We start from the raw sequence: 23,308 nt of genomic DNA, 5'->3' as shown, positions 1-23,308 counted from the left end.
CTCATCCCCCAAGACCCGAACTGCGGACAATATCGGTCACGTTCCTGGCCATCGCGCGCAAAACCTCATCCCGGGGGCCGAAGGCGCGGCGTATCCCGCCCTCCAGGACCAGAAGGTTGTCACATTCGGTGATTGCGGCGGGACGATGGGCCATGATCAGAACCGCCCCCCCGCCTGCCTTCATCGTACGCACGGCAAGGTTCAAAGCCAGGCCGCCGTCATGATCAAGATGGGCATTCGGTTCATCCAGCACCAGCAGGACCGGGTCGCCGTAAAGCGCACGGGCCAGGCCAATTCGCTGGATCTGCCCGCCCGAGAGCCGTGACCCGTTCCGGCTTACCCGGGTATCGTATCCATCCGGCAACGTCAGGATCATCTGATGCGCGGCGGCCTTCTGCGCGGCCTGCACGACCATTTCGGCATCGGGGGCGGGCGACATCCGCGCAATGTTTTCGGCAATCGTGCCGTCAAACAGCGCGACACGCTGTGGCAGATAGCCAATCAGGGTTTCCCGGGCATCGGGGCCATAATTATCCAACGCCGCACCACCCAGACGAATCGTTCCCGCCGCCGGGCGCAGGCCGGCACAGATGGCCCGGGCAAGTGTCGACTTCCCCGCCCCCGACGGACCGATCACGCCAAGTGCCTGCCCCGGTTCAAGATGGAAGGATACCATACGCAGCGTCGCCACCTGCTGACCGGGCGGAATGACCGTCAGGTCGCCCACCTCCAGCAGGGCGCGCGGGCGGGGCAAGGCGGTGCGCCCCGGATCAGATACCACAAGATCCAGAAGCCCCGACAGCCGGCCCCAGCCTTCACGGGCCCGCGCAACCAACGGCCAACCTGCAATCACTTGCTCGACCGGCATAAGGGCACGGCCCAGAACGATGGAGGCCGCGATCATCGCACCCGCCGTCAGTTCACCACGCAGGACAAGCCAGGCACCAAGCGCCAGCATCGCCGACTGCAGCAGAAGCCTGAAAATTCGGGTGAAAGCCGCAAAACCCCCGCCAAGATCGGCGGCCCGCAAAACACCGGGCAAGGCGATCATCCGGGCCGCGTGCCAGCGGCGCAACCCATTTTGCAGCATGCCCAGCGCCAGAACGGCCTCGGCCTCATCGCGCAGCTGGTCCGCCAGACGTTCTGCCCGGGAAGATGCCCCATGTGCGGCGCGCAACGGCACGGCTGTCAGGCGCTGGTTCAATAGCGTCACCACACCAAGCCCCAGGGCCCCGGCGGTCGCAAGGATGCCAAGCCACGGGTGAAAGATGAAAATTGCAACAAGGAAAAGCGGAACCCAGGGCGCGTCGAAAAGCGCCAGGAAGGCCGGCGCCGCCAGAAGCCTGTGGATGGCATCCAGATCGCGCAGGGCGGCGGTGGCCGCGCCATCGGTGGGGGCCGTAATGCTGCGCCCGACCGAGGCCGAAAACACCCGTGTTTCCAATGCCGCCTGAAAACGCAATGCGATGCGCGTCATGATCCGGGTGCGCGCGTGATCCAGGACGCCCATCACGACGAACAGAAACAGCACAAGGCCAAAAAGCGCGGCCAGCGTCTCAACCGAGCGGGAAGTCAGGACGCGGTCATAGACCTGCAGCATGAATAACGGCCCGGTCAGCATCAGCAGGTTCACAAAGGCGGAAAACACCAGGACCACCCGGAACAACGAACGGTTCTGTGCCAGCGCGCTGCGCAATTCGGATGCGCCGTTGGGGCCGTTGGGATGCGACATGGGGGTTTTCAGCTGTTATTCCGCCTGTGTCGCACCGAAGCGTAAAGTTCCGGTTTCCGGCTGCCCTGCCTTGCCACACCGGAAGGTGGCCACTAGGTATGCCTGCAGGCCGGGCCGGTTTTCGTTTTGTCGGACACCCGGTTCCCGAACTGCCCTTTCGCATCGGCCCTTGAAGGTGAAATTGTCATGAACAGCCGGTTTTCCCAGCATTTTGCCCGTAGTCTGCCGGTTCTGTTTCTGCTGGCCGCCTGCACGCCTGCACCCGTCGCGCAGGGAATCAATGATCCGCATGAGGCCACGAACCGCCAGATACATGCGTTCAACCGTTCGGTTGACCGGGCGCTGTTCTCGGGGGACCGGGGCGTGTTGCGGGCCGTCGGCGATCTGCCTGCGCCGGTCCTGCGCAGCGCGTCGAACGCAGGCGGGCATCTTGGCCTGCCCGGCAAGGTGGTGAACTCGCTGCTGCAGGGCAGGATCGAGGATGCCGGGCAGAATGCCTTTCGGTTCCTGATCAACTCGACCTTCGGGCTGGCGGGGCTGTTCGATCCGGCCACCACGGACTTTGGCCTGCCCGAGGTTGATACCGATTTCGGCGAGACGCTGCATGTCTGGGGCTTTGGCGAGGGCGCCTATGTCGAACTGCCGTTACTGGGCCCCTCAACCGCGCGTGACACCGTTGGTCGCATCGTCGATGCGGTCATCGACCCGGTCGGCGCGGCGCTGGATGGCGATGATGCAAAGGTCGCGACAGGGGTGAACATCGCCTCAAAAGTCAGTGATCGGCTGCGCTTTGGCGACAGTGTTGATTCGATCCTGCATGAAAGTGCTGATAGCTATGCCCAGATGCGGCTGCTGTATTTGCAAAACCGCCGCTACGAACTTGGGATGCAAGCGGAGACAGATGCGGATGCCTATGACCCTTACGAAGACCCTTACGCGCAATGACCTGTCGCGCCGGGCGGCGCTGGGCGTGATCGGGGCCGGGGCGGCGGCGCTTGCCATACCGCGGCCTGCCCTTGCGCTTAGCGATGCGCAGGCCCGCGCCCTGATCGACACCGCCCTGGGCGAGGTCAACGCCGCCATCGCATCGGGCAAGACCGGGCCTGCGCTTTACGCCGATTTCGAACGGATATTCACCCGCTACGCCGATGTGGCCACGATCGCACGCTCGGCACTGGGGGTGGCGGCGCGCAGCGCCTCGGCGGCGCAGATGCAAACCTTCACCACTACGTTCCGCGGCTATATCTCACGCAAATATGGCCGTCGCTTCCGCGAATTCGAAGGCAGCCGGATCGAGGTGACCGGCGCGCGTCAGGTCAAGACCTTCTGGGAAGTGCGTTCCGTCGCCTACATGAAGGGCGAGGCCCCCTTTGAGGTGCTTTGGCATGTATCGGACAGGTCGGGGAAAAACCTGTTCTTCAACATCATCATCGAGGGGGTGAACATGCTCGCTTCGGAACGCACGGAAATCGGCGCGATGCTGGATCGGCGGCGCGGCAACATCGACCTGCTGATTCAGGATCTGAAGACGGCCTGATTACGGGTGACACAGGCGGGCCAAACGGCCCGCCGTTTCAATTCCCCAGGATCGTGCCCAGAACTTCCAGCAAGATGCGCTCGGCCATGTCGGGTTCGCGCCGCGGTTCGGCCTGACGGGCCGGCGCCTGCCCGATCGGGGCACCAGGGCCGTTCGAATAGACCTCACCCCCGTACACCGGGGCGTTGCGGTGCCATTCGGACGGGTCGGCCATAGGCAACGCCGCCGCAGGAAGACCCTTTTCGACGCGCAGCATCACCTCGCGCCAGATGTCGGCCGGCAGGCCACCGCCGGTGACGCCGGTCAGGGGGCGGTTGTCATCATACCCCATCCAGACGCCGGTCACATAATCGGCGGTGAACCCGATGAACCAGGCATCGCGGGCGGCCTGGGTGGTGCCGGTCTTGCCCGCGACCTGACGATCCGGCAGTCGCGCCCGCCTGCCGGTGCCGTTTTCAACCACCTGATGCATCATGTAGGTCAGCTGCCGCGCCGCCTGTTCGGAAATCACACGCTCACCAATACCGCCGCCCGCGCCGAACAGCGGTTCCGGGTCGCCCTTGATGCGCAGTTCCGTAAGGCCATAGGGCTGCACCGAAGACCCGCCGTTCAGGATACCCGCGAAGGCGCCGGTCATCTCGACCAGGGTCGATTCCGACACACCCAGCGCCAGCGCGGGCCCATCGGCAAGGTCCGAGGCAAAACCGAAATCGCCCGCCACCTTGCGCACCGCCTCGCGGCCAGCCGCCTCGGACAGACGTACGGTCGAGGTGTTGATCGAATGCGCCAGGGATTCGGTCAGCGTGATCGGCCCGCGGAATTCACGGCTGTAATTCTTGGGCGACCAGGGGCCCGATCCCCTGACGTTGATCGTCAGGGGGGCATCCTCGATAATGGAATCGGGGGTGTAGCCCATGTCCAGCGCCGCGGCATAGACAAAGGGCTTGAACGTGGACCCCGTCTGCCGCTTGGCCTGGGTGGCGCGGTTGAAGGCGCCCGACACCTTGGTCTTGCGTCCGCCGACCATCGCCCGCACCGCGCCATCGGCCGACATCACCACCACGGCCGCCTCGGCCTCGGACCCTTCCCTGACCTTGGTCTTGAACACCTCGGCAAGCGCCTCTTCGGCAGCGGCCTGAAGCCGCTGATCCAGGGTGGAATGAATGATCACATCCTCGGTCGTTTCGGTGGTCAGGAAATCAGGTGCCGTATCCATCACCCAGTCGGCAAAATAGCCGCCCGCGCGTTTCTGCGCCGCCTCGGACAGGGTCGCGGGATTGGCGCGCGCCGCCTGCCATTGCGGATCGGTCAGGTAACCCTGTTCGTGCATCAGCGCCAGCACCATGCCCGCCCGGTCCTGGCTGCGTTCCAGGTTCGTCGTGGGGGCATAGCGCGAGGGCGCCTTCAGCAAGCCTGCCAGCATTGCCGCCTGTTGTGGGTTCACATTGGCCGCCGAAGTCCCGAAGTAACGTTGTGCCGCCGCCTCAAACCCGCGCGCGCCCGCCCCCATGTAGGCACGGTTAAGGTAGATCGTCAGGATCTCATCCTTGGTGTATTTCAGTTCCATCGCCAGGGCGAAGGGAATTTCCTTGATCTTGCGCTTGATGCCGCCGCCCCGGCAGTCATCCTCATAGGCGGCCTCGGTCTTCCATATCCCGGGGTCATATTCCACGCCCAGGCACAAAAGCTTGGCAACCTGCTGGGTGATGGTCGACCCGCCGTTACCTTCGAAAGGGCCGCGCCCCTCGGACATGTTGATGCGGATCGCACTGGCGATGCCGCGCGGGCTTACGCCGAAATGGCGGTAAAAGCGCCTGTCCTCGGTTGCGATCACGGCATTCTTCAGATGCGGTGACACGTTTTCGGCGGTGATCTGCCCGCCAAAGGTTTCGCCGCGCCAGGCATAGACCTTGCCTTCACGATCCAGAAAGGTAACGGACCCGCGGCTGCGCCCGTCCAGAAGCGCGTTCAGTTCGGGCAGGTTGGCGTAGAAATAGGCCGATGCGCCGCCAAGGATCAGCGCCACGATCATCGCAATCCGCCAGCCGATCCCCCAGACCACCCGCCAGATCAGGCTTGCCAATCCGACGGCCAGCCCCCCGATCAGGCCCCGCTTGCGCGGGGCGCGCGCGGGCTTGCGCCGGGGGGGACGCTTTCCGCCCGAACCGCCACGCGGGGCGTTCCCCTTGGGGGCCGGCCCACCGGGATAGCGCCTGTCTGCAACCAAGGGCGTCCGCCGCCCGCCCGATCCCGCCATATTCGCCTGATCCGATGCCCGTTGTTTTGGCGGCCACCCTACACGCCCCGCCCCCGATTGTGGAGCCGGTTTGGATCACGATTCGGTTTGGAAACCGCCCATAATTTGGGCGCGGGCCGATATTTGTGCAAATAATGTGCAACTTTTCCCGAACCACCGTCGTCATCCCCGCCGGTTTTCTTGTGCTGCACCTGCGAAGGGCCCCTGCTGACGCTGTGCGGTGCCCACCAATGGCACCGAAGTGCTTGCTGACAAAGGAAGGGATGACAACGTGAAACTCATCATTGCAGCAATCAAGCCGTTCAAGCTTGAGGAGGTCCGCGAGGCGCTGACCGCCATCGGCGTGCGCGGCATGATGGTGACCGAGATCAAGGGCTTTGGCGCCCAGTCCGGCCACACCGAAATCTACCGGGGCGCGGAATATGCCGTGAATTTCGTGCCCAAGGTGAAGCTGGAAATCGTTGTGCCGGACCAGATGGCCGAGGTTGCGGTGGACACGATCCGCAGCTCTGCCCGGACCGGCAAGATCGGCGACGGCAAGATCTTTGTTCTGGATGTGGCGCAGGCGGTGCGGGTGCGCACCGGCGAAGCCAATGATGACGCGCTTTGAGATGCTGGGATCAGGGGAAAGAACCATGAAGAACCTTCCGAAACTTGTGGGCCTTGCCGCGACAGCCGCGGTTCTGGCCCTGCCCGCGCTGGCACAGGATGCCGTGCCCGCGGCCACCGCTGCCGCCCCCGCCGCCGTGCCGACCGATGTGGTCTGGATCCTGAATTCGCTTCTGTTCCTGATCGGCGGCATGCTGGTGTTCTGGATGGCCGCGGGTTTTGCGATGCTGGAAGCGGGGCTGGTGCGGTCGCGCAACGTGACGATGCAGTTGCTGAAAAACGTCTCGCTGTTCTCGATCGCCTGCACCGCCTATTACCTGATCGGCTATAACCTGATGTATCCGCTGGGCAACTGGTCCATCGGCTCGGATGAGACGGGTGGCTACCTGGGCGCTTTCGCCTTTGCCGCGCTGGAAGCGGTGGGCGTCGGCGCGGATGCGGTGGATGATTATTCCTATGCCTCCACCGGGTCGGATTTCTTCTTTCAGGTGATGTTCTGCGCCACCGCCGCCTCGATCGTGTCCGGCACCCTGGCCGAGCGGATCAAGCTGTGGCCGTTCCTGGCCTTCACGCTTGTTCTGACGGCGCTGATCTATCCCATTCAGGCCAGCTGGAAATGGGGCGGCGGCTTTCTGGATGCGATGGGCTTTCTGGATTTTGCCGGGTCCACCGTGGTGCATTCGGTCGGCGGCTGGGCGGCGCTGGCGGGCGTGCTGATCCTTGGCCCGCGGCTGGGCAAGTACAAGGACGGCAAGGTCGTGGCGATGCCCGGGTCCAACCTGACCCTGGCGACGCTGGGCACCTTCATCCTGTGGCTGGGCTGGTTCGGGTTCAACGGCGCGTCGCAGCTGGCGATGGGCACCATTTCCGACATGGCCGACATCAGCCGGATCTTTGCCAATACCAATGCCGCGGCGGCGGGCGGCGCGCTTGGCGCACTGGCGCTGACGCAGATCATCTATCGCAAGCCCGACCTGACGATGATCCTGAACGGGGCGCTGGCGGGTCTGGTCTCGATCACCGCCGAACCGCTGACCCCGGGTCTGGGCGCGGCCACGCTGATCGGTGCCTTCGGCGGTGTGCTGGTGGTTCTGACCGTACCGCTTCTGGACAAGCTGAAGATTGACGACGTGGTCGGCGCCATTCCGGTCCACCTGGTTTGCGGCATCTATGGGACCATCGCGGTGGTCTTCACCAACCCCGGTGCATCGCTTTCGGTTCAGCTGATCGGGATCGTGACGGTGGGTGTGTTCAGCTTTGTGATCTCGGGGATCGTCTGGCTGGCGCTGAAGGCGGTGATGGGGCTGCGCCCCAGCGCCGAGGCCGAATACCTTGGCCTGGACAAGGCGGAACTTGGGATGGAAGCCTATCCCGAATTCGTCAAGAGCTGACGCCCACAGCCACAACACAGACCCTGCCGAAGCCATTCGGCAGGGTCTTTCTTATCCCAACAGACCCTCTTGTTCCAGCAGCGCGACCGGGTCCGTCGACCGCTGCCAATCGACGCCGGACGACACGACACAAGACACCCCGTCCGCACGCGTATAGACCGCCGTCCAGGTGCCCATCACATCCGAGGCCCAAAGTTCGACCCGGCGGCCCGCGTCCAGCGGCGACTGGGCAACCGGCGCCTCGGCAAAATCCTCGGACAGGGTCCGCAGCAGCAGCGGCCGGCGGTCGCAATAGGGGATGTCATGGGGCTGATCCGCCCCGATCCGGTCGATGTCATCAAAGACGGACAGATCGCCATAGCGCGCGCCCAGATCATCCATCGGCCGCCCCGCCATAACCGGACCACCCTCACTGGTCAGGGCCGCCTGCGCCACCTGTTCCTGCGCCGAAACCCCGATCGCCGCCGATAGCGACGCGGCGACCGAGGTCGCCGCAAGGGCAGCAACGGGAAGAACGCTTTTCAGATAGACGCGCATCGGTCCGGCCTTTCGGTCTTGTCATCCTCTGTGCGCAGCCAACGCATGGCGCGCTGATCCGGTTCCACGGGCCGCGGGGCGATCCGGCTTTACAGCGCGCCTGCGCGACCGTAACTGTCGGCCCCGCGGGCAGCGGCCCGGCTTGGGTATGGGGGCGTCATGGCGAAACGGGCCTGGCAACGGATGCTTTCGGGACGCAGGCTTGACCTGCTTGACCCCGCGCCTCTGGACATCGAGGTCGAAGACATCGCCCATGGCCTTGCCTTCGTTGCGCGCTGGAATGGCCAGACGCGGGGCGACTGGGCCTATTCGGTGGCGGAACATTCGCTTCTGGTCGAGGAAATCTTTGCCCGCGCCAACCCCGGGATCGGGGCTAAATGGCGCCTTGCCGCGCTGCTGCATGATGCGCCGGAATATGTGATCGGCGACATGATCAGCCCCGTAAAGGCCGCGGTCGGGCCCGCCTACAAGGAACTGGATGATCGCCTGACGGCCGCAGTGCATCTGCGCTTTGGCTTGCCGGCCGCCTTGCCCGGGCCGATCAAGAAGGCAATCAAGGCCGCCGACATGGTTTCAGCCCGGCTTGAGGCGGAACAGATCGCGGGGTTTTCCACGACCGAGGCAGATCGGCTGTTCGGCAAGCCCGATCCCCTGCTGACCCGGGGGCTGACAATTCAGCTTCGTCCCCCGGCCGAGGCGCGCGCGGCCTATACCGCGCGCCACCATGCGCTTATGGCGGAACGCGCCGCCTGACGCGGATCAGTGCTTGCCACGTTCCCCCGCAAAGCGCGGGCGCGGCGCAAAGCCGCCAATGGCGATTGTCATGACTTCGGCCAAGATGCGGATCATTGATTGACCCTCCTGTTTTTCATTGCGCCCTGCTTCTACGCTTGACGCAACACGAATGACGAGTCAGGAATTTTCAAAGACCTGAAAGATCAGCTAACAGATGACCGAGATTGACTGGCGCCGCATGCCACCACTGACCGCGTTGCGGGCCTTTTCCGCCACGGCCCGCGAGGGCGGTTTCAGCGCCGCTGCGCGCGCGCTGAACGTGACCCATGCCGCCATCGCGCAACAGGTCCGCGCACTTGAAGACCATCTGACCACCCCCCTGGTCTGGCGCGACGGCAAGCATCTGCGCCTGACGCCTGATGGCGAGCGGCTGGCAAAGGCGCTGACCGACGGATTTGGGCTGATCCAGACGGCAACGGAAAGCCTGCGCCAGGCAACCACCGAACGCCCGCTGACGGTGACGCTGCCGCCTGCCTTCGCATCGGAATGGCTGATGCCGCGGCTGGCGCGCTTCTGGCGGCGCCACCCGGAAATTCCACTATCGCTGTTGCCGGACCATCGCATCGTTGACCTGCGCGAAGCCGGTGCCACGCTGGGCATTCGTTTCGGCGATGGTAACTGGCCAGGCGTCGTTTCCGAATTCCTGACCGCGGCGCCGCAGATCGTTGTCGGCGCGCCTGACCTTCTGGGCGGGCGAACAGGTCTTTCGCTGCAGGACATGGCGGAATTGCCCTGGGTCCGCGAAGGCGACTGGCCCGAACAGATGCAGTTGCTGGAATCGATCGGGCTTGATCCCGCAACGCTTCGATTCAACGAATTCCCGAATGAGGAACTTGCCCTGGCCGCGGCACGCGAAGGGCTGGGCCTGCATCTGGAAAGCGAGGCTTTGATCGAAGATGATCTGCAAAGCGGCGGGCTGGTCAAAATCCACGAGATACGGGATGAAAGCCTTGGCTATCATGTCGTGCGGCTTCCCGGACCAATGCCCGAAGCCGCACGCATTTTTACAGACTGGCTGAAATCCGAAACAGCCGCCCGGAAATGAACCGGCTCAGATCGCCAGATCAGACAGCGATTTGCCCGCGTTCAGTGCCTGGGTGACCCAGTTGGGCTTGCGACCGCGCCCGGTCCAGGTTTGCGCGGGATCGGCCGGATTGGCATATTTCGCCGTGCCAGGTTTACGCTTGCGCCCACCCTGCATGGCCATCAATTCCGGCAATGAAAAACCCATCCTGCGCGCAACATCTTCCAGTTCGGCAAGGGCTTCTTTCTTTCTGCGGTCTTCATAGGTCGCAATCGCGCGATCGACCTGCGCGCGCAGCGTCTTGAGTTCGTTCAGGGAAAGGGAGTCGATATTCACGGCAAGTCTCCGCATGAATGTGCAATTGCGCGATCGTATAATCATTTCGCACAAAGTCACAATGGAAACCTAAGGTGTTTCACACCGAAACACGTTTATTTCGGGCTGCGCTTTGCAAGAATCCGCTGCAACGTGCGCCGATGCATATTCAGCCGTCGCGCCGTCTCGCTGACATTGCGGTCGCACAATTCATAGACCCGCTGGATATGTTCCCAGCGGACGCGATCCGCGCTCATGGGGTTTTCAGGCGGGGGCGGGTGATTGTCGGCACGCGACAGAAGCGCATTCGTGATGTCATTGGCGTCGGCCGGTTTCGACAGATAATCCGTCGCCCCAATCTTGACCGCCGCCACAGCCGTGGCAATGGCGCCGTAGCCGGTCAGAACCACAATCCGCGCATCGGGGCGGCGTTCGCGCAAGACCTCGACCACCTCAAGGCCATTGCCATCCTCAAGGCGCAGGTCGACGACGGCATAGGCGGGCGGCCGCGAAACCGCGATGGCCTTCGCGGCCGAAACGGTTTCCGCGGTTTCCGGAATGAAGCCCCGCTTTTCCATCGCCCGCGCCAGCCGTGTCAGAAATGGTACATCATCATCGACCAAAAGCAGCGACCGATCGGTGCCCAATTCCGCAAACTCTTCTCCGGCCATGTCCATACCGCTCCTGCAGGGTTTAGCTAGACCTATGCCGGAAACCAGCTCAGGTCAAATTTCCTTTGGCTGATATCCTAATTCGCGCCGGCATCGATAAAACAGGCAACGCTTTGCGCCATGTCTTCGGGGGTGGTGTTGCGGTTAAAGAATTCGACGAACCCGCTTTCCGGGAAAACCAGATAGGTCTGCGTGGAATGATCGATCAGGGTATAGGGGTCGCCGGGGTTCTGCACCTTGTAATAGGTCCGGTAGGCCTGGCTTGCCGCCTTGATCTGTTCGGGCGTTCCGGTCAGCCCGATCATGCGGGGGTGCAACACATCGGTGAACTCCGCCAGCAGTTCGGGCGTATCGCGTTCATGGTCGACGGAAATGAAAACCGGTGTCACCTCATATCCGCGCTCTTCAAGGATCATCACGGCTTCGGCATTGCGCGCATTGTCCAGCGGACAGACATCCGGGCAATAGCTGTACCCGAAATAAAGCAGAGACGGCCTGGTGATGACGTCCTTGTCGGTAACCGTCGTCCCGGTTTCGGAAACAAGCGTGAACGGCCCCCCGATCGCCGCGGCGCCGCCGGCAACGGCCCCCTTGCGGCATTGGGCGAAACGATCCGCTTCCCCACCCGTTGTCGCGAACCAGGTCGCGGCGACAAGACCTGCCGCGACAGCGGCGACGGCGGATATGGCGGCGGTGCGGGGCTTGAATGGCATTGGCTTTTCCTGACTGATCCGGATCGTCGCATTGATCGCGCATCGCGCAGTTACTATCAATGCTGACCCGCGAGAATGTGACAACAGGACCCAACATGGCCAACCGCCCCACGTCAACGCCAAAGCCCGTCGAAACGCACCGGGACTGGGTCCGCCTGCGCACGCTGATCTTTCTGCGCTGGACCGCCATCGCCGGGCAGCTTGCCGCGATCGTCGTGGCCTGGTGGCGGTTCGACATCGCGCTGGATCTGCCGCTGTGCCTGCTGACGGTCGGCGCGGCGATTGCAGCGAACCTTGTGGCGATCTTCCTGTTCCCCGAAAGCCGGCGCCTGTCGCAGGCCGGGGCGATGGGCATGCTGCTGTTCGACACCGCCCAGCTTGCGCTGCTGTTGTCGCTGACCGGGGGGCTTAACAACCCGTTCGCGCTGCTGATCCTGGCGCCGGTGACAATTGCGGCAACCGCGCTTCAGACCCGGCCAACGCTGTTGCTGGGCCTTGCGACGATCCTGATGATCTCGGCCGCGGCGGTACTGCATCAGCCGTTGGTCACCCGCGCCGGTGTGGTGATCGCGGTGCCGGGCGTGGTGGAATTCGGCTATTGGGTCGCCATCGTGATCGGCGTGGTCTTTCTGGGGGCCTATACCCACCGGGTGGCGTCAGAAATCCATTCGATGGGCGATGCGCTGCTGGCCACGCAGATGGCCCTGGCGCGCGAACAGAAGCTGACCGATCTGGGCGGGGTCGTGGCCGCGGCGGCGCATGAACTGGGCACGCCGCTGGCCACCATCAAGCTGGTCTCGGCGGAACTGGCGGATGAACTGGATGACCGCCCCGAACTGCGCGATGATGCGATTCTGATCCGCGATCAGGCCGATCGCTGCCGTGACATCCTGCGATCGATGGGCCGGGCAGGTAAAGATGACCTGCACCTGCGCGCCGCCCCCCTGCTGGCCGTGCTGCGCGAAGCGGCCGAACCGCATCTGGACCGCGGCAAGACAATTCACTTCGATCTTGCACCCGGCCCCGGCGGCAGCGTGCGCCAGCCGACGGTCTACCGCTACCCGGAACTGATCCACGCCATCCGCAACCTTGTGCAGAACGCCGTGGATTTCGCGCGATCGACCGTCTGGATCGACGCGGAATGGACCGAGGGCACCGTGACGCTGCGCGTGTCCGATGACGGGCCTGGCTATCCGGCTTCAGTGCTGGGGCGGATCGGCGATCCCTTTCTCAGCCCGCGCCGCGAGGTCGACCGCGCCCGCCGCCCCGAATATGAAGGCATGGGGCTTGGCCTGTTCATCGCCAAGACGCTGCTGGAACGCACCGGCGCGCGGCTGCGCTTTGCCAATGGCAAAGACCCGTTTCTGGATGATAGCGAACGGCCCGCTCGTTGTGGGGCCATCGTCGAGGTACGCTGGCCGGCCGAGCGCCTGATCGCCCCCGACGCCGGGGCGCTGGGTGAAAACGTTCCGATTTCGGCCTGAGCGACGGATTAGCCTTAACGACGCCTTAACCATTCCCTGCGAAAGCTGTGCCGTCAGAACCCGGAAAGGATCAGGCATGGACGCTTCGTGGATGCTCGCACTGGCCATCGTGACAACCTCGATCGGCACCGCCCTGATCGCGCTGTTGCTGATTGGGCTTGGTCTTGGCCGGTTCGTCGCGCGCCCCCGCGCGGCCGCCGTGCAGCCCGCCCTGGAAGAAACGGTGTTCCTGTTCGACGATCAGGATCTTGTCGATGCGACAACACCGGCGCGCATGCTGCTGGACGCGGTTCCGATCGGCGGCAGCGACTGGGCGCGCCTGTGCGCCTTTGCCGCCCCGCGCTTTGCCGGTTTTGCCGAAGCGATGGCAACGCTTGCGGATCGCGGCAGGTTGGAACTTGTCTCGGCGCCCGGCGTGGCGCAGGGCGCGCCGCTGCGGCTGATGGCCGAAGATGCGGGCGGGCTTGCGCGGATCACCCTGCACGACCCCGGCGCCGAAGGCCAGGGCATTCTGGTTGACGCGTTATCCCACCGCGCGCTGGAGGAAGAAATCGACCTGCTGCGCGCCGCCACCGACCGGTCCCCGGTGCTAAGCTGGCGTGAAAATGCGCAGGGCAAGGTGATCTGGGCGAACCGGGCCTATATCCTGCGCTCGAACGCGCTCGACAATCCTGATGAAGTCTTGTCCTGGCCGCTGCCGCGGCTGTTCGATCTTGGCGCGCCCTCGCCCAGCGCCGCACCGCGCCGGCTGCGCATCACGGCCGCCGATGACCGCGCCCTGTGGTTCGATTGCCATGCCTGCCCGCTGGAAGACGGGGCAATCTGCTTTGCGTTGCCTGCGGATGCGACGGTTCGTGCCGAACGGGCCCTGCGTGATTTCGTGCAGACACTGACCAAGACCTTCGCCGATCTGCCCATCGGCCTTGCCATCTTTGACCGGCAGCGGCAGCTTCAGCTGTTCAATCCCGCGCTGATCGATCTGACGCAACTGGGCGCGGAATTCCTGTCAGGCCGCCCGACGCTTTACGCCTTTCTCGACCGCCTGCGTGAGGCGCGGATGATGCCCGAACCCAAGGATTACCGCAGCTGGCGCCTGCAGATGACCGAGCTGGAACAGGCCAGTGCCGCGGGGTTCCATTCGGAAACCTGGTCGCTGCCCTCGGGGCAGACCTATCGGGTGACCGGCAGGCCGCATCCCGACGGTGCCGTCGCCTTTTTGTTCGAGGATATTTCTTCCGAAATCTCGCTGACCCGCCGGTTCCGCGCCGCGGCCGAGCTAAGCCACGAGGTCTTCGATTCCCTTGACGAAGCCGTCGCCGTGTTTCAGCCCTCGGGGGAATTGCTGATGTCGAACACAGCCTTTACCCGGCTGTGGCAATTCGACCCGGCCGAAACCCTGGGCTGCGTCACACTGAACGATACGATCCGGGTTTGGCAATCCTTCAGCCTGCCGAACCCGGTCTGGACCTCATTGCAGGGCTATGCCAGCCGGATGGGCGATCGCCGCCCGCTTTCGGCGGGGATCGCGCTGCGTGACGGGCGGCATCTGTCCTGCCGTTTCCTGCCGCTGACGGGCGGCGGGCTTATGGCCTCATTCCATGTCATTCCGGCGACCGCTGGCCCGTCCAATGCGCCCTTTCTTCTGACCGAGGCCCTGTAACCCGCCGGCGCATCTGCGCGCATTCGACTTGCGGCGCCGCCGGGGCAGGATAAAACTGCGCCCATGCAGACCCGGACACCCCTGACCCTGACCCTTGCCGACGCGGATGCGACCACGCGTCTGGGCACGCGTCTGGCGCCGCTTTTGCGCGCCGGCGACGTGGTTTTGCTGGAAGGGCCGATTGGCGCCGGCAAGACCCATTTCGCCCGTGCCGTTATTCAGGCGCGTCTTGCCATGGCGGGGCGGCAGGAAGATGTCCCCTCACCCACCTTCACGCTTGTGCAGGTCTATTCCCCCGATGGACCCGAAATCTGGCACGCCGACCTTTATCGCCTTGGCCACCCCGATGAGGTGCTGGAACTGGGTCTGGATGAGGCTTTCGCGCAGGCCATCTGCCTTGTCGAATGGCCTGACCGGCTGGGCGATCTGACACCGCGCAACGCGCTGACGCTTCGCTTTTCAGCCACCCCCGATGGCGCCGCGCGCGAACTTTGCGTCACCGCCACGGACCCACGCTGGAACGATGCCCTGGCCGAGCTGGCGCGCGCGGATGGGGCCGCACCGTGACCGGGCGCAGCGGGGTCATCACCACCTTCCTTGCACAGGCGGGTTGGGCGGATGCGGCGCGCATGCCGCTGGCGGGCGATGCCTCGGCGCGCCGGTACGAACGCCTGCGCCTGGGCGACCAGCGCGCGGTCCTGATGGATGCCCCGCCCGCATCGGGCGAGGATGTTGCGCGCTTTTCCCGCATGGCCCGATGGCTGCTGGATCGCGGTTTTTCCGCCCCGCGCATCCTGGCCGAAGCGCCCGAACAAGGCCTGTTACTGCTAGAGGACCTGGGGGACGATCTGGTCGCGCGGCTTGTTGCCGCCGATCCCCTGCGAGAGGTACAGCTTTACACGGCCATTACCGACACGCTTGGCGCGCTGCACCACCACACACCCCCCGATTTTCTGGCACCACTGGACGGACCCGCCCTGGGCGGTCTGGTCCACCTGACCGCCGAATGGTATCTGCCCGGCATTGATGCGCCGCATTCGCAGGCGGCAGACGATCTTGCCCCCCTGATCGAGACCGCCTACGCGCGGCTGAACCGCGAAGCGCCGGTTGTCGCCCTGCGCGATTTTCACGCCGAAAACCTTCTGTGGCTTCCCGATCGCACCGGCCCCGCCCGCCTTGGCCTGCTGGATTTTCAGGATGCGGTCGCGGGCCATCCGGCCTATGATCTCGTATCCGCGCTGCAAGATGCCCGCCGCGATGTCCCGGCCTGTGCCGAGGCCCGGGAACGTGCCCGTTATGCGCACGAAAACGGGCTGGAGCAGGATCGTTTCGCGGCCATCTATGCGCTTTTGGGCGCGCAACGGTCGCTGCGCATTCTGGGCGTCTTTGCGCGGCTGTGCATGGCAATGGGAAAGGCGCATTATCTGGACCTGATGCCGCGAACCTGGGCCTATATCGAACGTAACCTGGCCCATCCGGATCTGGTGGATCTGTCGCGCGCGGTCACAGCCGCGCTGCCACCGCCCACCCCGGACCGACTTCAAAGGATCAAGGACCAATGCGGCCAACACCCGATGCGCTGATGCTGTTTGCCGCCGGGTTCGGCACCCGCATGGGCGCGCTGACCGCGACACGCCCCAAACCGCTGGTCAAGGTGGCAGGGCGCCCGCTGATCGATCATGCCCGCGACCTTGTTGCCGGTGCGGGCGTGGCGCGTGTCGTCGCCAATACCCATTACCTGCCGGCACAGATCAAGACCCACCTGGAAGGCACGGATGTGCTGATTTCGGATGAAAGCACCTGCATCCTGGAAACCGGCGGCGGCCTGCGCAAGGCGTTGCCGCTGCTTGGCCCGGGCCCGGTCTTCACGCTGAACACCGATGCCGTCTGGTCGGGCCCGAATGTTCTGTCAGCCTTGCGCGCGGCGTGGGACGGTGGCCGTATGGGCGCGCTGCTTGCGCTGGTGCCGCCGGATCGTGCCCTGGGCCACCGCGGCGAAGGCGACTTTGCCCTTGGACCGGACGGGCGCATCACCCGCGGCCGGGGATATGTCTATTCGGGCGCACAGATCGTCGATCCACACGGGCTTGAAACAATTCCCGACACCGTGTTCTCGCTCAACCTGCACTGGGACCGGCTGATCGCCGAAGGTCGCGCCTTTGGCATCGTGCATCAGGGCAGCTGGTGCGATGTCGGGCGGCCCGAAAGCATTGCCCTGGCCGAAGCCATGCTGGACGGCAGCGATGGCTGATCCGCGTCTGTATGCCCTGCCCTGTGGCATCGATTTCCCCCGTGCGCTGGTTGCGGGGTTGATCGCCCGGCTGGGCGGTGGTCCCCCCGAATCCATGGCGCGGGTGCAACTCTATCTCAACTCGGGCCGGATGCAGCGCCGCGTGCGCGAGGAATTCGACCGTCACGGCATGGGCTTTCTGCCCCGCATCCGGCTGATCACCGATCTGGGGCGCGACCCGCTGGCCGGGCATCCGCCCGCCGTTCCGCCGCTGCGCCGCCGGCTGGAACTGGCGCAACTGGTCGCCGGGCTGACCCACCGCCTGCCCGATTTTGCGCCGGGACAGGGTCTGTTTGGCCTGGCCGACAGCCTTGCCGCCCTGCTTGCGGAAATGCAAAGTGAGGGTGTGACGCCTGCGATGCTCGAACAGCTCGACATCGCCGAAACCCATGCCGAACACTGGCGCCGCAGCCTGGATTTCATTCGCATCGTCGCCCGCTATTTTGAGACTGACGCCGCACCCGACGCCGAGGCCCGCCAACGGCTGGTGGCCGAGGCGCTGGCGACACGCTGGGCCACCCGGCCACCCGCCGATCCGATCGTGATCGCGGGCTCGACCGGATCGCGGGGGGCTACGGCGCTGCTGATGCAGGCGGTCGCGCGGCTGCCCGGCGGGCATGTGGTCTTGCCAGGGTTCGATTTCGACATGCCGGCGGCTGTCTGGGACAGCTTGCGCGGTGGCGCCTTCCCGGCCGAGGATCATCCGCAATATCGCTTTGCGGCGCTGCTGGATGCGCTTGGGATGCGCCCTGCTGATGTGCAGCCCTGGCACGCCACCGCACCCACCGCCCCGCGCCGCAACGCGCTATTGTCGTTGGCCCTGCGCCCCGCGCCCGTCACCGACCAATGGATGCAAGAGGGCGCGCAGTGGCACGACCTGCCCGGCGCGGTCGCGGGGCTATCGCTGCTGGAGGCACGCGATCCGCGCAAGGAAGCCATGGCTATCGCCCTGATCCTGCGCGAGGCGGCCGAAACCGGCACCCAGGCCGCCCTGATCACACCGGACCGGATGCTGACCCGGCGCGTCGCCGCGGCGCTGGACCGCTGGGGCATCGTGCCCGATGACAGTGCGGGCCAGCCCCTGCCGCTGACCCCGCCGGGGCGATTCCTGCGCCATGTCGCCGGGTTGCTGGGGCGCAGGCTGTCGCTGGAAAACCTGCTGATCCTGCTCAAGCATCCGCTGACGGCGACGGGCTCGGCCAGTCGCGGCCTGCATCTGCGCTACGCCCGGGAACTGGAACTGCACCTGCGCCGCCATGGCCCGGCCTTTCCCGATGCCGCCGCCTTGCGAGCCTGGGCCGACAAGCGCCCCGAGCCTGATCGGATCGCCTGGGCCAGCTGGCTTGGGCAGGCGATCAGCGGGCTGGATCAGGTCGGTGAAGCCCCGCTTTCGGCCTGCATAGAGACACATCTTGCCTTTTCCGGCGCGCTGGCGGCCGGGCCCGGTGGCACCGCCCGGGCCAGCGAATTGTGGCTAAAGGATGCCGGGCAGGAAGCCGCCCGCATTTTCGCCGAATTGCAGCGCGAGGCCGGTCACGGCGGCAGCTATACACCCGCCGATTATGCCGATCTTGTACAAAGCCTGCTGCAAACCGGGCTGATCCGGCAGGCCGAGGCTGCACGCCCCGGGATTTCAATCCTCGGGACGCTGGAGGCGCGCATCCAGGGCGCGGATCTGGTGATCCTGGCGGGGCTGAATGAAGGGGTCTGGCCGGAAATGCCCGCGCCTGACCCCTGGCTAAGCCGCCGGATGCGGCAAGAAGCGGGGCTTTTGCTGCCCGAACGCCAGATCGGCCTGTCGGCGCATGACTTTCAGCAGGCCATGGGTGCCCCGCAGGTGGTGATGACGCGCGCGCGACGTGACAGCGATGCCGAAACCATCCCCTCGCGCTGGCTGAACCGGCTGACGAACCTGCTGCGCGGCCTGCCCGATGCGGGCGGCCCCGAGGCGCTGGCCGCGATGCAGGCACGCGGCGCGGTCTGGCTTGGGCGCGCCGATCAGATCGACACGCCCGCGCAACGGGTGCCGTCCGCGCGCCGCCCCTCGCCCCGGCCCCCGGCCGAGGCGCGCCCGCGCGAATTGCCGGTGACCGCGATCAAGACCCTGATCCGCGACCCCTATGCCATCTATGCCCAACGCATCCTGCGGCTTCGCCCGCTTGACCCGCTGCGTCCCGAACCCGATCCCCGCCTGCGCGGACAGGTGTTGCACCGGATCGTCGAGACCTTCGTGGCCGAACGCCCCGAGGATGAGCCGACCGATGCCGCCGTGGCGCGGCTGTTGCAAATCGCGGAAACCGTTCTGGCCGAGGAAATTCCCTGGCCCAGCGCGCAGCGGCTTTGGCTTGCGCGGATCGCCCGGATCGCAACCCGCTTTGCCGCGGATGAAGCGGCGCGCGCGCATGAAGGCACGCCCGCGGTGATCGAAAAGAAAGGATCGATCACGCTGGCCGCGCCGGTCTTTACCCTGACCGCAACCCCCGACCGGATTGACATCTTGCAGGACGGGCGGGCGCATGTGCTGGATTACAAGTCGGGCAAACCGCCCAGCGACGCGCAGGTAAAGGCCTTTGACAAGCAACTGTTGCTGGAAGCGGGGATGATCGAACGCGGCGCTTTTGGCGATATCGGCCCGCGTGATGTCGCCAGGCTCAGCTATGTTCAGCTGGGGGGCGAAGGCGCCACCCGAGAGGTCGATGTATCGCCCGAAGATATCCGCGAAACCTGGGCCGGGTTCACCCGGCTGATCGCGGCCTATCTGCGCCCCGACAAGGGCTTTACCGCCCGCCGCGCGCTGGAAACCACCGCGATCACGGGCGATTACGACCACCTGTCGCGCTATGGCGAATGGGAAATGACCGACGACCCCGAACCCGAGGATCTGGCCTGATGCAACGCGATGCCGCCACCGAACGTCAGGTTCAGGCCGCCCATCCGGGCAATTCCACCTGGCTGTCGGCCAATGCCGGATCGGGCAAGACGCGGGTGCTGACCGACCGCGTGGCGCGCCTGCTTCTGGACGGGACAGAGCCGCAGAAGGTTTTGTGCCTGACCTATACCAAGGCCGCCGCCGCCGAAATGCAGAACCGCCTGCTGCGACGGCTGGGCGAATGGGCGATGCTGCCCGATACCCGGCTGCGCGACCAGCTGCGTGAACTGGGCGATGATGGCCCGATCGCGCCGGACCGGCTGGCGCAGGCGCGGCGGCTGTTTGCCAAGGCGATCGAGACCCCCGGCGGGCTGAAGATCCAGACGATTCATTCCTTCTGCGCGGCCCTGTTGCGCCGCTTTCCGCTGGAAGCCGGCGTGCCGCATGGCTTTGTGGAAATGGATGATCGTGCCGGGGCGCTGCTGCGCGCCGAAATCCTGGAAGAACTGGCCGCGGGGGCGGATCGTCCCGCAATGGACGCCTTGGCGCGCCATGCCGCGGGCGAGGGGCTGGATGGTCTTCTGTCCGAAATCAGCCGGAACAGAGACGGCTTTCCCGCCCGCCCCGACCGCGATGCGGCCCTGGCCGGGTTCGGGCTGCCACCCGGTTTTTCAGCGCAGGACCTGCTGGCCGAGGCGCTGCACCCCGATGATATCCGGCTGATCCGCGACCTGCTGGGCCTGTTGCGTGACAGCGGCGGCAATGACGCGAAGGCGGCGGAAAAGCTGTCGGCGGTGCAGGCGCCCACCCTGGCCGCGCTGGCCATTCTGGAAGGCGTCCTGCTTTATGGGTCCGGCGCCAAGACCAGCGAACCGTTCACCGCAAAGATCGGCGATTTCCCGAAAAAGGCCCTGCGTGAGGGCAAGGCCGCCGCCTTCATGCCCGAACTGGAAGACCTGATGGTGCGGGTGCAGGCCGCGCGGGGCCGCCGGATCGCCCTTGCCGCGGCCGAACGCAGCTTTGCCCTGCATACTTTCGCCGCGGCCTTCCTGCCGCATTATATCGCGCGCAAGGCCGCGCGGGGCTGGCTGGATTTCGATGATCTGATCGACCGCGCCGGGGCGCTTTTGTCGGACAGTTCGGTCGCGCAATGGGTTCTGTTCCGGCTGGATGGCGGGATCGACCACATCCTTGTCGATGAGGCGCAGGATACCAGCCCCGGCCAATGGGCGGTGATCGAACGGCTGGCCGATGAATTCACCGCCGGCGAAGGCGCGCGCGATGTAACCCGCACGATCTTTGTGGTGGGTGACCGCAAGCAATCGATCTATTCCTTCCAGGGCGCCGATCTGCGCCGGTTTGAGGCGATGCGCGGCCATTTCGGCACGAAATTCGCCGCCGCCGGGCGCCCCTTGCAGGAAATGGAACTGGAATATTCCTTCCGCTCCTCGGGGGCGATCCTGCAACTGGTGGACCTGACATTCGACCGGCCCGGCACCGAAGGTCTGGGCGGGCGCACGCGCCACATCGCCTTCAATGCCAACATGCCCGGGCGCGTGGATCTGTGGCCCCCCGTGCCAAAGGCCGAAAAACCCCAGGATGCACCCTGGGATCAGGCACTGGACCTGCGCGGCGAAAACCATGAAACCGTGGTCCTTGCCCGGCGGATCGCAGCCGAGATCCGCCGCCTGATCGACACTGGCACCCAACTGCCCGACCGGGATGAGACCAGCCCTTCACGCGCCATCCACGAAGGCGACTTCCTGATCCTGGTGCAGCGGCGCAACGCGCTCTTTACCGAGATCATCCGCGAATGCAAAGCCGCCGGTCTGGCCATCGCGGGGGCCGACCGGCTGCGCCTTGGCCGGGAACTTGCCGTGCGCGACATCCGTTCTGTTCTGGCCTTCCTGTCGCTGCCCGAAGACGATCTGGCGCTGGCCGAGGCGCTGCGATCCCCGCTGTTTGGCTGGGCCGAACGCGATCTGTTTCAGCTGGCCCAGCCGCGCAAGGGCTATCTGTGGGAAGCCCTGCGCGACAGCACCACCCATGCCGACACCGTCGCCATCCTGCAGGATCTGCGCGACCGCGCGGATTTCCTGCGGCCTTACGACCTGATTGAACGCCTGCTGACCCGCCACGGCGGGCGCGACCGGCTGATCGCGCGACTGGGCCCCGAAGCCGAGGACGGGATCGATGAACTGCTGTCCCAGGCGCTGGCCTTCGAACGCGCCGAGGTGCCAAGCCTGACCGGCTTTCTGGTCTGGCTGTCGGCGGGCGAGGTGGAAATCAAACGCCAGCTGGAAGGTGCGGGCCGGGCGATCCGGGTGATGACCGTGCATGGCGCCAAGGGGCTGGAGGCACCAATCGTGATCCTGCCCGATACCGCCAGGCGCCGTGACACCCCGCGCGACGAAATCTTCCGGCTGAACGGGCGCAGCGCGGTCTGGCGTGCCAATGCCGCCGATGCACCGCCCGAACTGCTGGCCGAACGCGACGAGGCCGAACAGCGCCTGCGCGAGGAACGGATGCGCCTTTTGTATGTCGCCATGACACGGGCCGAGAAATGGCTGATCGTCACCGCCGCAGGCGATGTCGGCACCGGCGAAGACAGCTGGTATACGCTGGTGGCCGAAGGCATGGACAAGGCCGGCGCCGTCACCGGGGTTGACGCGGCCACAGATCAGGCCGCGGGCGGGTCTGTACGCAGGCTTGGTCTTGGGCGTTGGCCCGATCCGCAGCCCGCGCCCCGGCCCGCGACAACCGGCCCCGCGACGGCCCTGCCCGATTGGTGCCTGCATCGCCCGCCCGAGGCGCAGCGCCCCGAAGCGGCCCTGTCGCCATCGGATCTGGGCGGCGCCAAGGCGCTGCCCGGCGAAAGCGCCCTGCTGGACGAAGAGGCGGCCAAGCGGCGGGGGCGCCAGTTGCACCTGCTGCTGGAACATCTGCCACAGCATCCGCAAGCCGGCTGGCCGGATCTGGCCGGGGCGCTGCTGCAATCTGGCCCCGATGCGGCGAATTCCGACGAAACAGACACGGTTCTGGCCGAGGCGCGGCGGGTTTTGCAGGCGCCCTGCATGCGCGAATTCCTGGCGCCCGGGGCGCTGACCGAGGTTGAGATCACCGCCGCGCCCAAAGCCCTTGGCGGGCGCCGTCTGCACGCGGTGATCGACCGGCTTCTGGTCACCCCCGACCGCGTCCGGGTGCTGGACTACAAATCCAACGCCGTTGTCCCCGCCGATGTGCGGGATGTACCGCTGGGCATCCTGCGGCAGATGGCGGCCTATCGCGCGGCTTTGATGCAGATCTACCCTGACCGCGCGGTCGAGGTTTCCGTGCTCTGGACCGCCGATACGACGCTGATGACACTGCCCGACGCACAGCTTGATGCGGCATTGCGCACAGCCACCGCATCTTGACGCGCCGG

General features: G+C 65.5%; 19 protein-coding genes. 13 read left to right on the top strand and 6 right to left on the bottom strand.

What is annotated here, in order from left to right; translation table 11 throughout:
• Position 1: 1 nt before the first annotated feature.
• Entirely contained in the window at positions 2-1,732 is a 1,731-nt protein-coding gene (locus tag ACK8OU_RS12745; RefSeq protein ID WP_410303795.1) for a type I secretion system permease/ATPase, read from the bottom strand.
• 186 nt (positions 1,733-1,918) lie between these two features.
• On the opposite strand from ACK8OU_RS12745, the gene ACK8OU_RS12740 reads away from it, so the two are divergent.
• Together ACK8OU_RS12740 and ACK8OU_RS12735 are read left to right on the top strand one after the other, a co-directional pair.
• On the top strand, positions 1,919-2,677 hold the full coding sequence (locus tag ACK8OU_RS12740) for an MlaA family lipoprotein (RefSeq protein WP_410303794.1): 759 nt from the start codon (positions 1,919-1,921) through the stop codon (positions 2,675-2,677).
• Positions 2,646-3,269 (top strand): MlaC/ttg2D family ABC transporter substrate-binding protein, encoded by a 624-nt coding sequence (locus ACK8OU_RS12735; RefSeq protein WP_410303793.1) that lies wholly within the window; start codon positions 2,646-2,648, stop codon positions 3,267-3,269. The genes ACK8OU_RS12740 and ACK8OU_RS12735 overlap by 32 nt, the downstream gene beginning before the upstream one ends.
• Before the next feature lie 37 nt (positions 3,270-3,306).
• On the opposite strand, the gene ACK8OU_RS12730 is transcribed toward ACK8OU_RS12735, so the two are convergent.
• On the bottom strand, positions 3,307-5,526 hold the full coding sequence (locus tag ACK8OU_RS12730) for a transglycosylase domain-containing protein (protein WP_410303792.1): 2,220 nt from the start codon (positions 5,524-5,526) through the stop codon (positions 3,307-3,309).
• Between the two features lie 271 nt (positions 5,527-5,797).
• On the opposite strand from ACK8OU_RS12730, the gene ACK8OU_RS12725 reads away from it, so the two are divergent.
• On the top strand, positions 5,798-6,136 hold the full coding sequence (locus ACK8OU_RS12725; protein WP_410303791.1) for a P-II family nitrogen regulator: 339 nt from the start codon (positions 5,798-5,800) through the stop codon (positions 6,134-6,136).
• Between the two features lie 25 nt (positions 6,137-6,161).
• The gene (locus ACK8OU_RS12720; RefSeq protein ID WP_410303790.1) at positions 6,162-7,526 is read left to right on the top strand and encodes an ammonium transporter; all 1,365 of its coding nucleotides are present in this window, start codon (positions 6,162-6,164) and stop codon (positions 7,524-7,526) included.
• Between the two features lie 51 nt (positions 7,527-7,577).
• Here ACK8OU_RS12720 and ACK8OU_RS12715 read toward each other — a convergent pair whose 3' ends face one another.
• Entirely contained in the window at positions 7,578-8,063 is a 486-nt protein-coding gene (locus tag ACK8OU_RS12715) for a hypothetical protein (protein ID WP_410303789.1), read from the bottom strand.
• A 159-nt stretch (positions 8,064-8,222) separates the two neighbouring features.
• Between ACK8OU_RS12715 and ACK8OU_RS12710 the strand changes: the two genes are divergently transcribed.
• Both ACK8OU_RS12710 and ACK8OU_RS12705 read left to right on the top strand, forming a co-directional pair.
• Positions 8,223-8,816, top strand: a complete 594-nt coding sequence (locus ACK8OU_RS12710) for an HD domain-containing protein (protein WP_410303788.1) — start codon at positions 8,223-8,225, stop codon at positions 8,814-8,816.
• 196 nt (positions 8,817-9,012) lie between these two features.
• Complete coding sequence (locus ACK8OU_RS12705) at positions 9,013-9,903, top strand: LysR family transcriptional regulator (protein WP_410303787.1); 891 nt, start codon at positions 9,013-9,015, stop codon at positions 9,901-9,903.
• A gap of 6 nt (positions 9,904-9,909) precedes the next feature.
• On the opposite strand, the gene ACK8OU_RS12700 is transcribed toward ACK8OU_RS12705, so the two are convergent.
• The 3 genes from ACK8OU_RS12700 to ACK8OU_RS12690 form a co-directional block, all read right to left on the bottom strand.
• On the bottom strand, positions 9,910-10,233 hold the full coding sequence (locus tag ACK8OU_RS12700; protein WP_410303818.1) for an H-NS histone family protein: 324 nt from the start codon (positions 10,231-10,233) through the stop codon (positions 9,910-9,912).
• Positions 10,234-10,313: 80 nt separating this feature from the next.
• Positions 10,314-10,868: an ActR/PrrA/RegA family redox response regulator transcription factor gene (locus tag ACK8OU_RS12695; RefSeq protein ID WP_410303786.1), complete on the bottom strand. Its 555-nt coding sequence runs from the start codon at positions 10,866-10,868 to the stop codon at positions 10,314-10,316.
• A 77-nt stretch (positions 10,869-10,945) separates the two neighbouring features.
• Positions 10,946-11,581: an SCO family protein gene (locus ACK8OU_RS12690; RefSeq protein WP_410303785.1), complete on the bottom strand. Its 636-nt coding sequence runs from the start codon at positions 11,579-11,581 to the stop codon at positions 10,946-10,948.
• A 95-nt stretch (positions 11,582-11,676) separates the two neighbouring features.
• On the opposite strand from ACK8OU_RS12690, the gene regB reads away from it, so the two are divergent.
• From regB to addA, 7 genes are all read left to right on the top strand, one after another.
• Positions 11,677-13,065, top strand: a complete 1,389-nt coding sequence (gene regB / locus ACK8OU_RS12685) for a sensor histidine kinase RegB (protein WP_410303784.1) — start codon at positions 11,677-11,679, stop codon at positions 13,063-13,065.
• A gap of 76 nt (positions 13,066-13,141) precedes the next feature.
• Positions 13,142-14,725, top strand: a complete 1,584-nt coding sequence (locus ACK8OU_RS12680; protein WP_410303783.1) for a PAS-domain containing protein — start codon at positions 13,142-13,144, stop codon at positions 14,723-14,725.
• A 63-nt stretch (positions 14,726-14,788) separates the two neighbouring features.
• Entirely contained in the window at positions 14,789-15,292 is a 504-nt protein-coding gene (gene tsaE, locus ACK8OU_RS12675; RefSeq protein ID WP_410303782.1) for a tRNA (adenosine(37)-N6)-threonylcarbamoyltransferase complex ATPase subunit type 1 TsaE, read from the top strand.
• On the top strand, positions 15,289-16,308 hold the full coding sequence (locus ACK8OU_RS12670) for an aminoglycoside phosphotransferase family protein (RefSeq protein ID WP_410303781.1): 1,020 nt from the start codon (positions 15,289-15,291) through the stop codon (positions 16,306-16,308). The genes tsaE and ACK8OU_RS12670 overlap by 4 nt, the downstream gene beginning before the upstream one ends.
• Positions 16,284-16,976, top strand: a complete 693-nt coding sequence (locus ACK8OU_RS12665) for a nucleotidyltransferase family protein (protein WP_410303780.1) — start codon at positions 16,284-16,286, stop codon at positions 16,974-16,976. Before ACK8OU_RS12670 ends, ACK8OU_RS12665 begins: the two co-directional genes overlap by 25 nt.
• Entirely contained in the window at positions 16,969-19,905 is a 2,937-nt protein-coding gene (gene addB, locus ACK8OU_RS12660) for a double-strand break repair protein AddB (protein WP_410303779.1), read from the top strand. The genes ACK8OU_RS12665 and addB overlap by 8 nt, the downstream gene beginning before the upstream one ends.
• On the top strand, positions 19,905-23,300 hold the full coding sequence (addA, locus tag ACK8OU_RS12655) for a double-strand break repair helicase AddA (RefSeq protein WP_410303778.1): 3,396 nt from the start codon (positions 19,905-19,907) through the stop codon (positions 23,298-23,300). The genes addB and addA overlap by 1 nt, the downstream gene beginning before the upstream one ends.
• Positions 23,301-23,308 lie beyond the last annotated feature (8 nt).

Origin of the sequence: Pontitalea aquivivens, assembly GCF_046507575.1 — a bacterium.
Taxonomy (GTDB): Bacteria; Pseudomonadota; Alphaproteobacteria; order Rhodobacterales; family Rhodobacteraceae; genus Pontitalea; species Pontitalea aquivivens.
This window is presented reverse-complemented; position numbering and strand designations above follow the sequence as displayed.

Coding starts and splice junctions, on each gene's coding strand:
- ACK8OU_RS12745 (WP_410303795.1), bottom strand. CDS start 1,732: ATGTCGCATCCCAACGGCCCCAACGGCGCATCCGAATTGCGCAGCGCG.
- ACK8OU_RS12740 (WP_410303794.1), top strand. CDS start 1,919: ATGAACAGCCGGTTTTCCCAGCATTTTGCCCGTAGTCTGCCGGTTCTG.
- ACK8OU_RS12735 (WP_410303793.1), top strand. CDS start 2,646: ATGACCCTTACGAAGACCCTTACGCGCAATGACCTGTCGCGCCGGGCG.
- ACK8OU_RS12730 (WP_410303792.1), bottom strand. CDS start 5,526: ATGGCGGGATCGGGCGGGCGGCGGACGCCCTTGGTTGCAGACAGGCGC.
- ACK8OU_RS12720 (WP_410303790.1), top strand. CDS start 6,162: ATGAAGAACCTTCCGAAACTTGTGGGCCTTGCCGCGACAGCCGCGGTT.
- ACK8OU_RS12715 (WP_410303789.1), bottom strand. CDS start 8,063: ATGCGCGTCTATCTGAAAAGCGTTCTTCCCGTTGCTGCCCTTGCGGCG.
- ACK8OU_RS12710 (WP_410303788.1), top strand. CDS start 8,223: ATGGCGAAACGGGCCTGGCAACGGATGCTTTCGGGACGCAGGCTTGAC.
- ACK8OU_RS12705 (WP_410303787.1), top strand. CDS start 9,013: ATGACCGAGATTGACTGGCGCCGCATGCCACCACTGACCGCGTTGCGG.
- ACK8OU_RS12700 (WP_410303818.1), bottom strand. CDS start 10,233: ATGCGGAGACTTGCCGTGAATATCGACTCCCTTTCCCTGAACGAACTC.
- ACK8OU_RS12695 (WP_410303786.1), bottom strand. CDS start 10,868: ATGGCCGGAGAAGAGTTTGCGGAATTGGGCACCGATCGGTCGCTGCTT.
- ACK8OU_RS12690 (WP_410303785.1), bottom strand. CDS start 11,581: ATGCCATTCAAGCCCCGCACCGCCGCCATATCCGCCGTCGCCGCTGTC.
- regB (WP_410303784.1), top strand. CDS start 11,677: ATGGCCAACCGCCCCACGTCAACGCCAAAGCCCGTCGAAACGCACCGG.
- ACK8OU_RS12680 (WP_410303783.1), top strand. CDS start 13,142: ATGGACGCTTCGTGGATGCTCGCACTGGCCATCGTGACAACCTCGATC.
- tsaE (WP_410303782.1), top strand. CDS start 14,789: ATGCAGACCCGGACACCCCTGACCCTGACCCTTGCCGACGCGGATGCG.
- ACK8OU_RS12665 (WP_410303780.1), top strand. CDS start 16,284: ATGCGGCCAACACCCGATGCGCTGATGCTGTTTGCCGCCGGGTTCGGC.
- addB (WP_410303779.1), top strand. CDS start 16,969: ATGGCTGATCCGCGTCTGTATGCCCTGCCCTGTGGCATCGATTTCCCC.
- addA (WP_410303778.1), top strand. CDS start 19,905: ATGCAACGCGATGCCGCCACCGAACGTCAGGTTCAGGCCGCCCATCCG.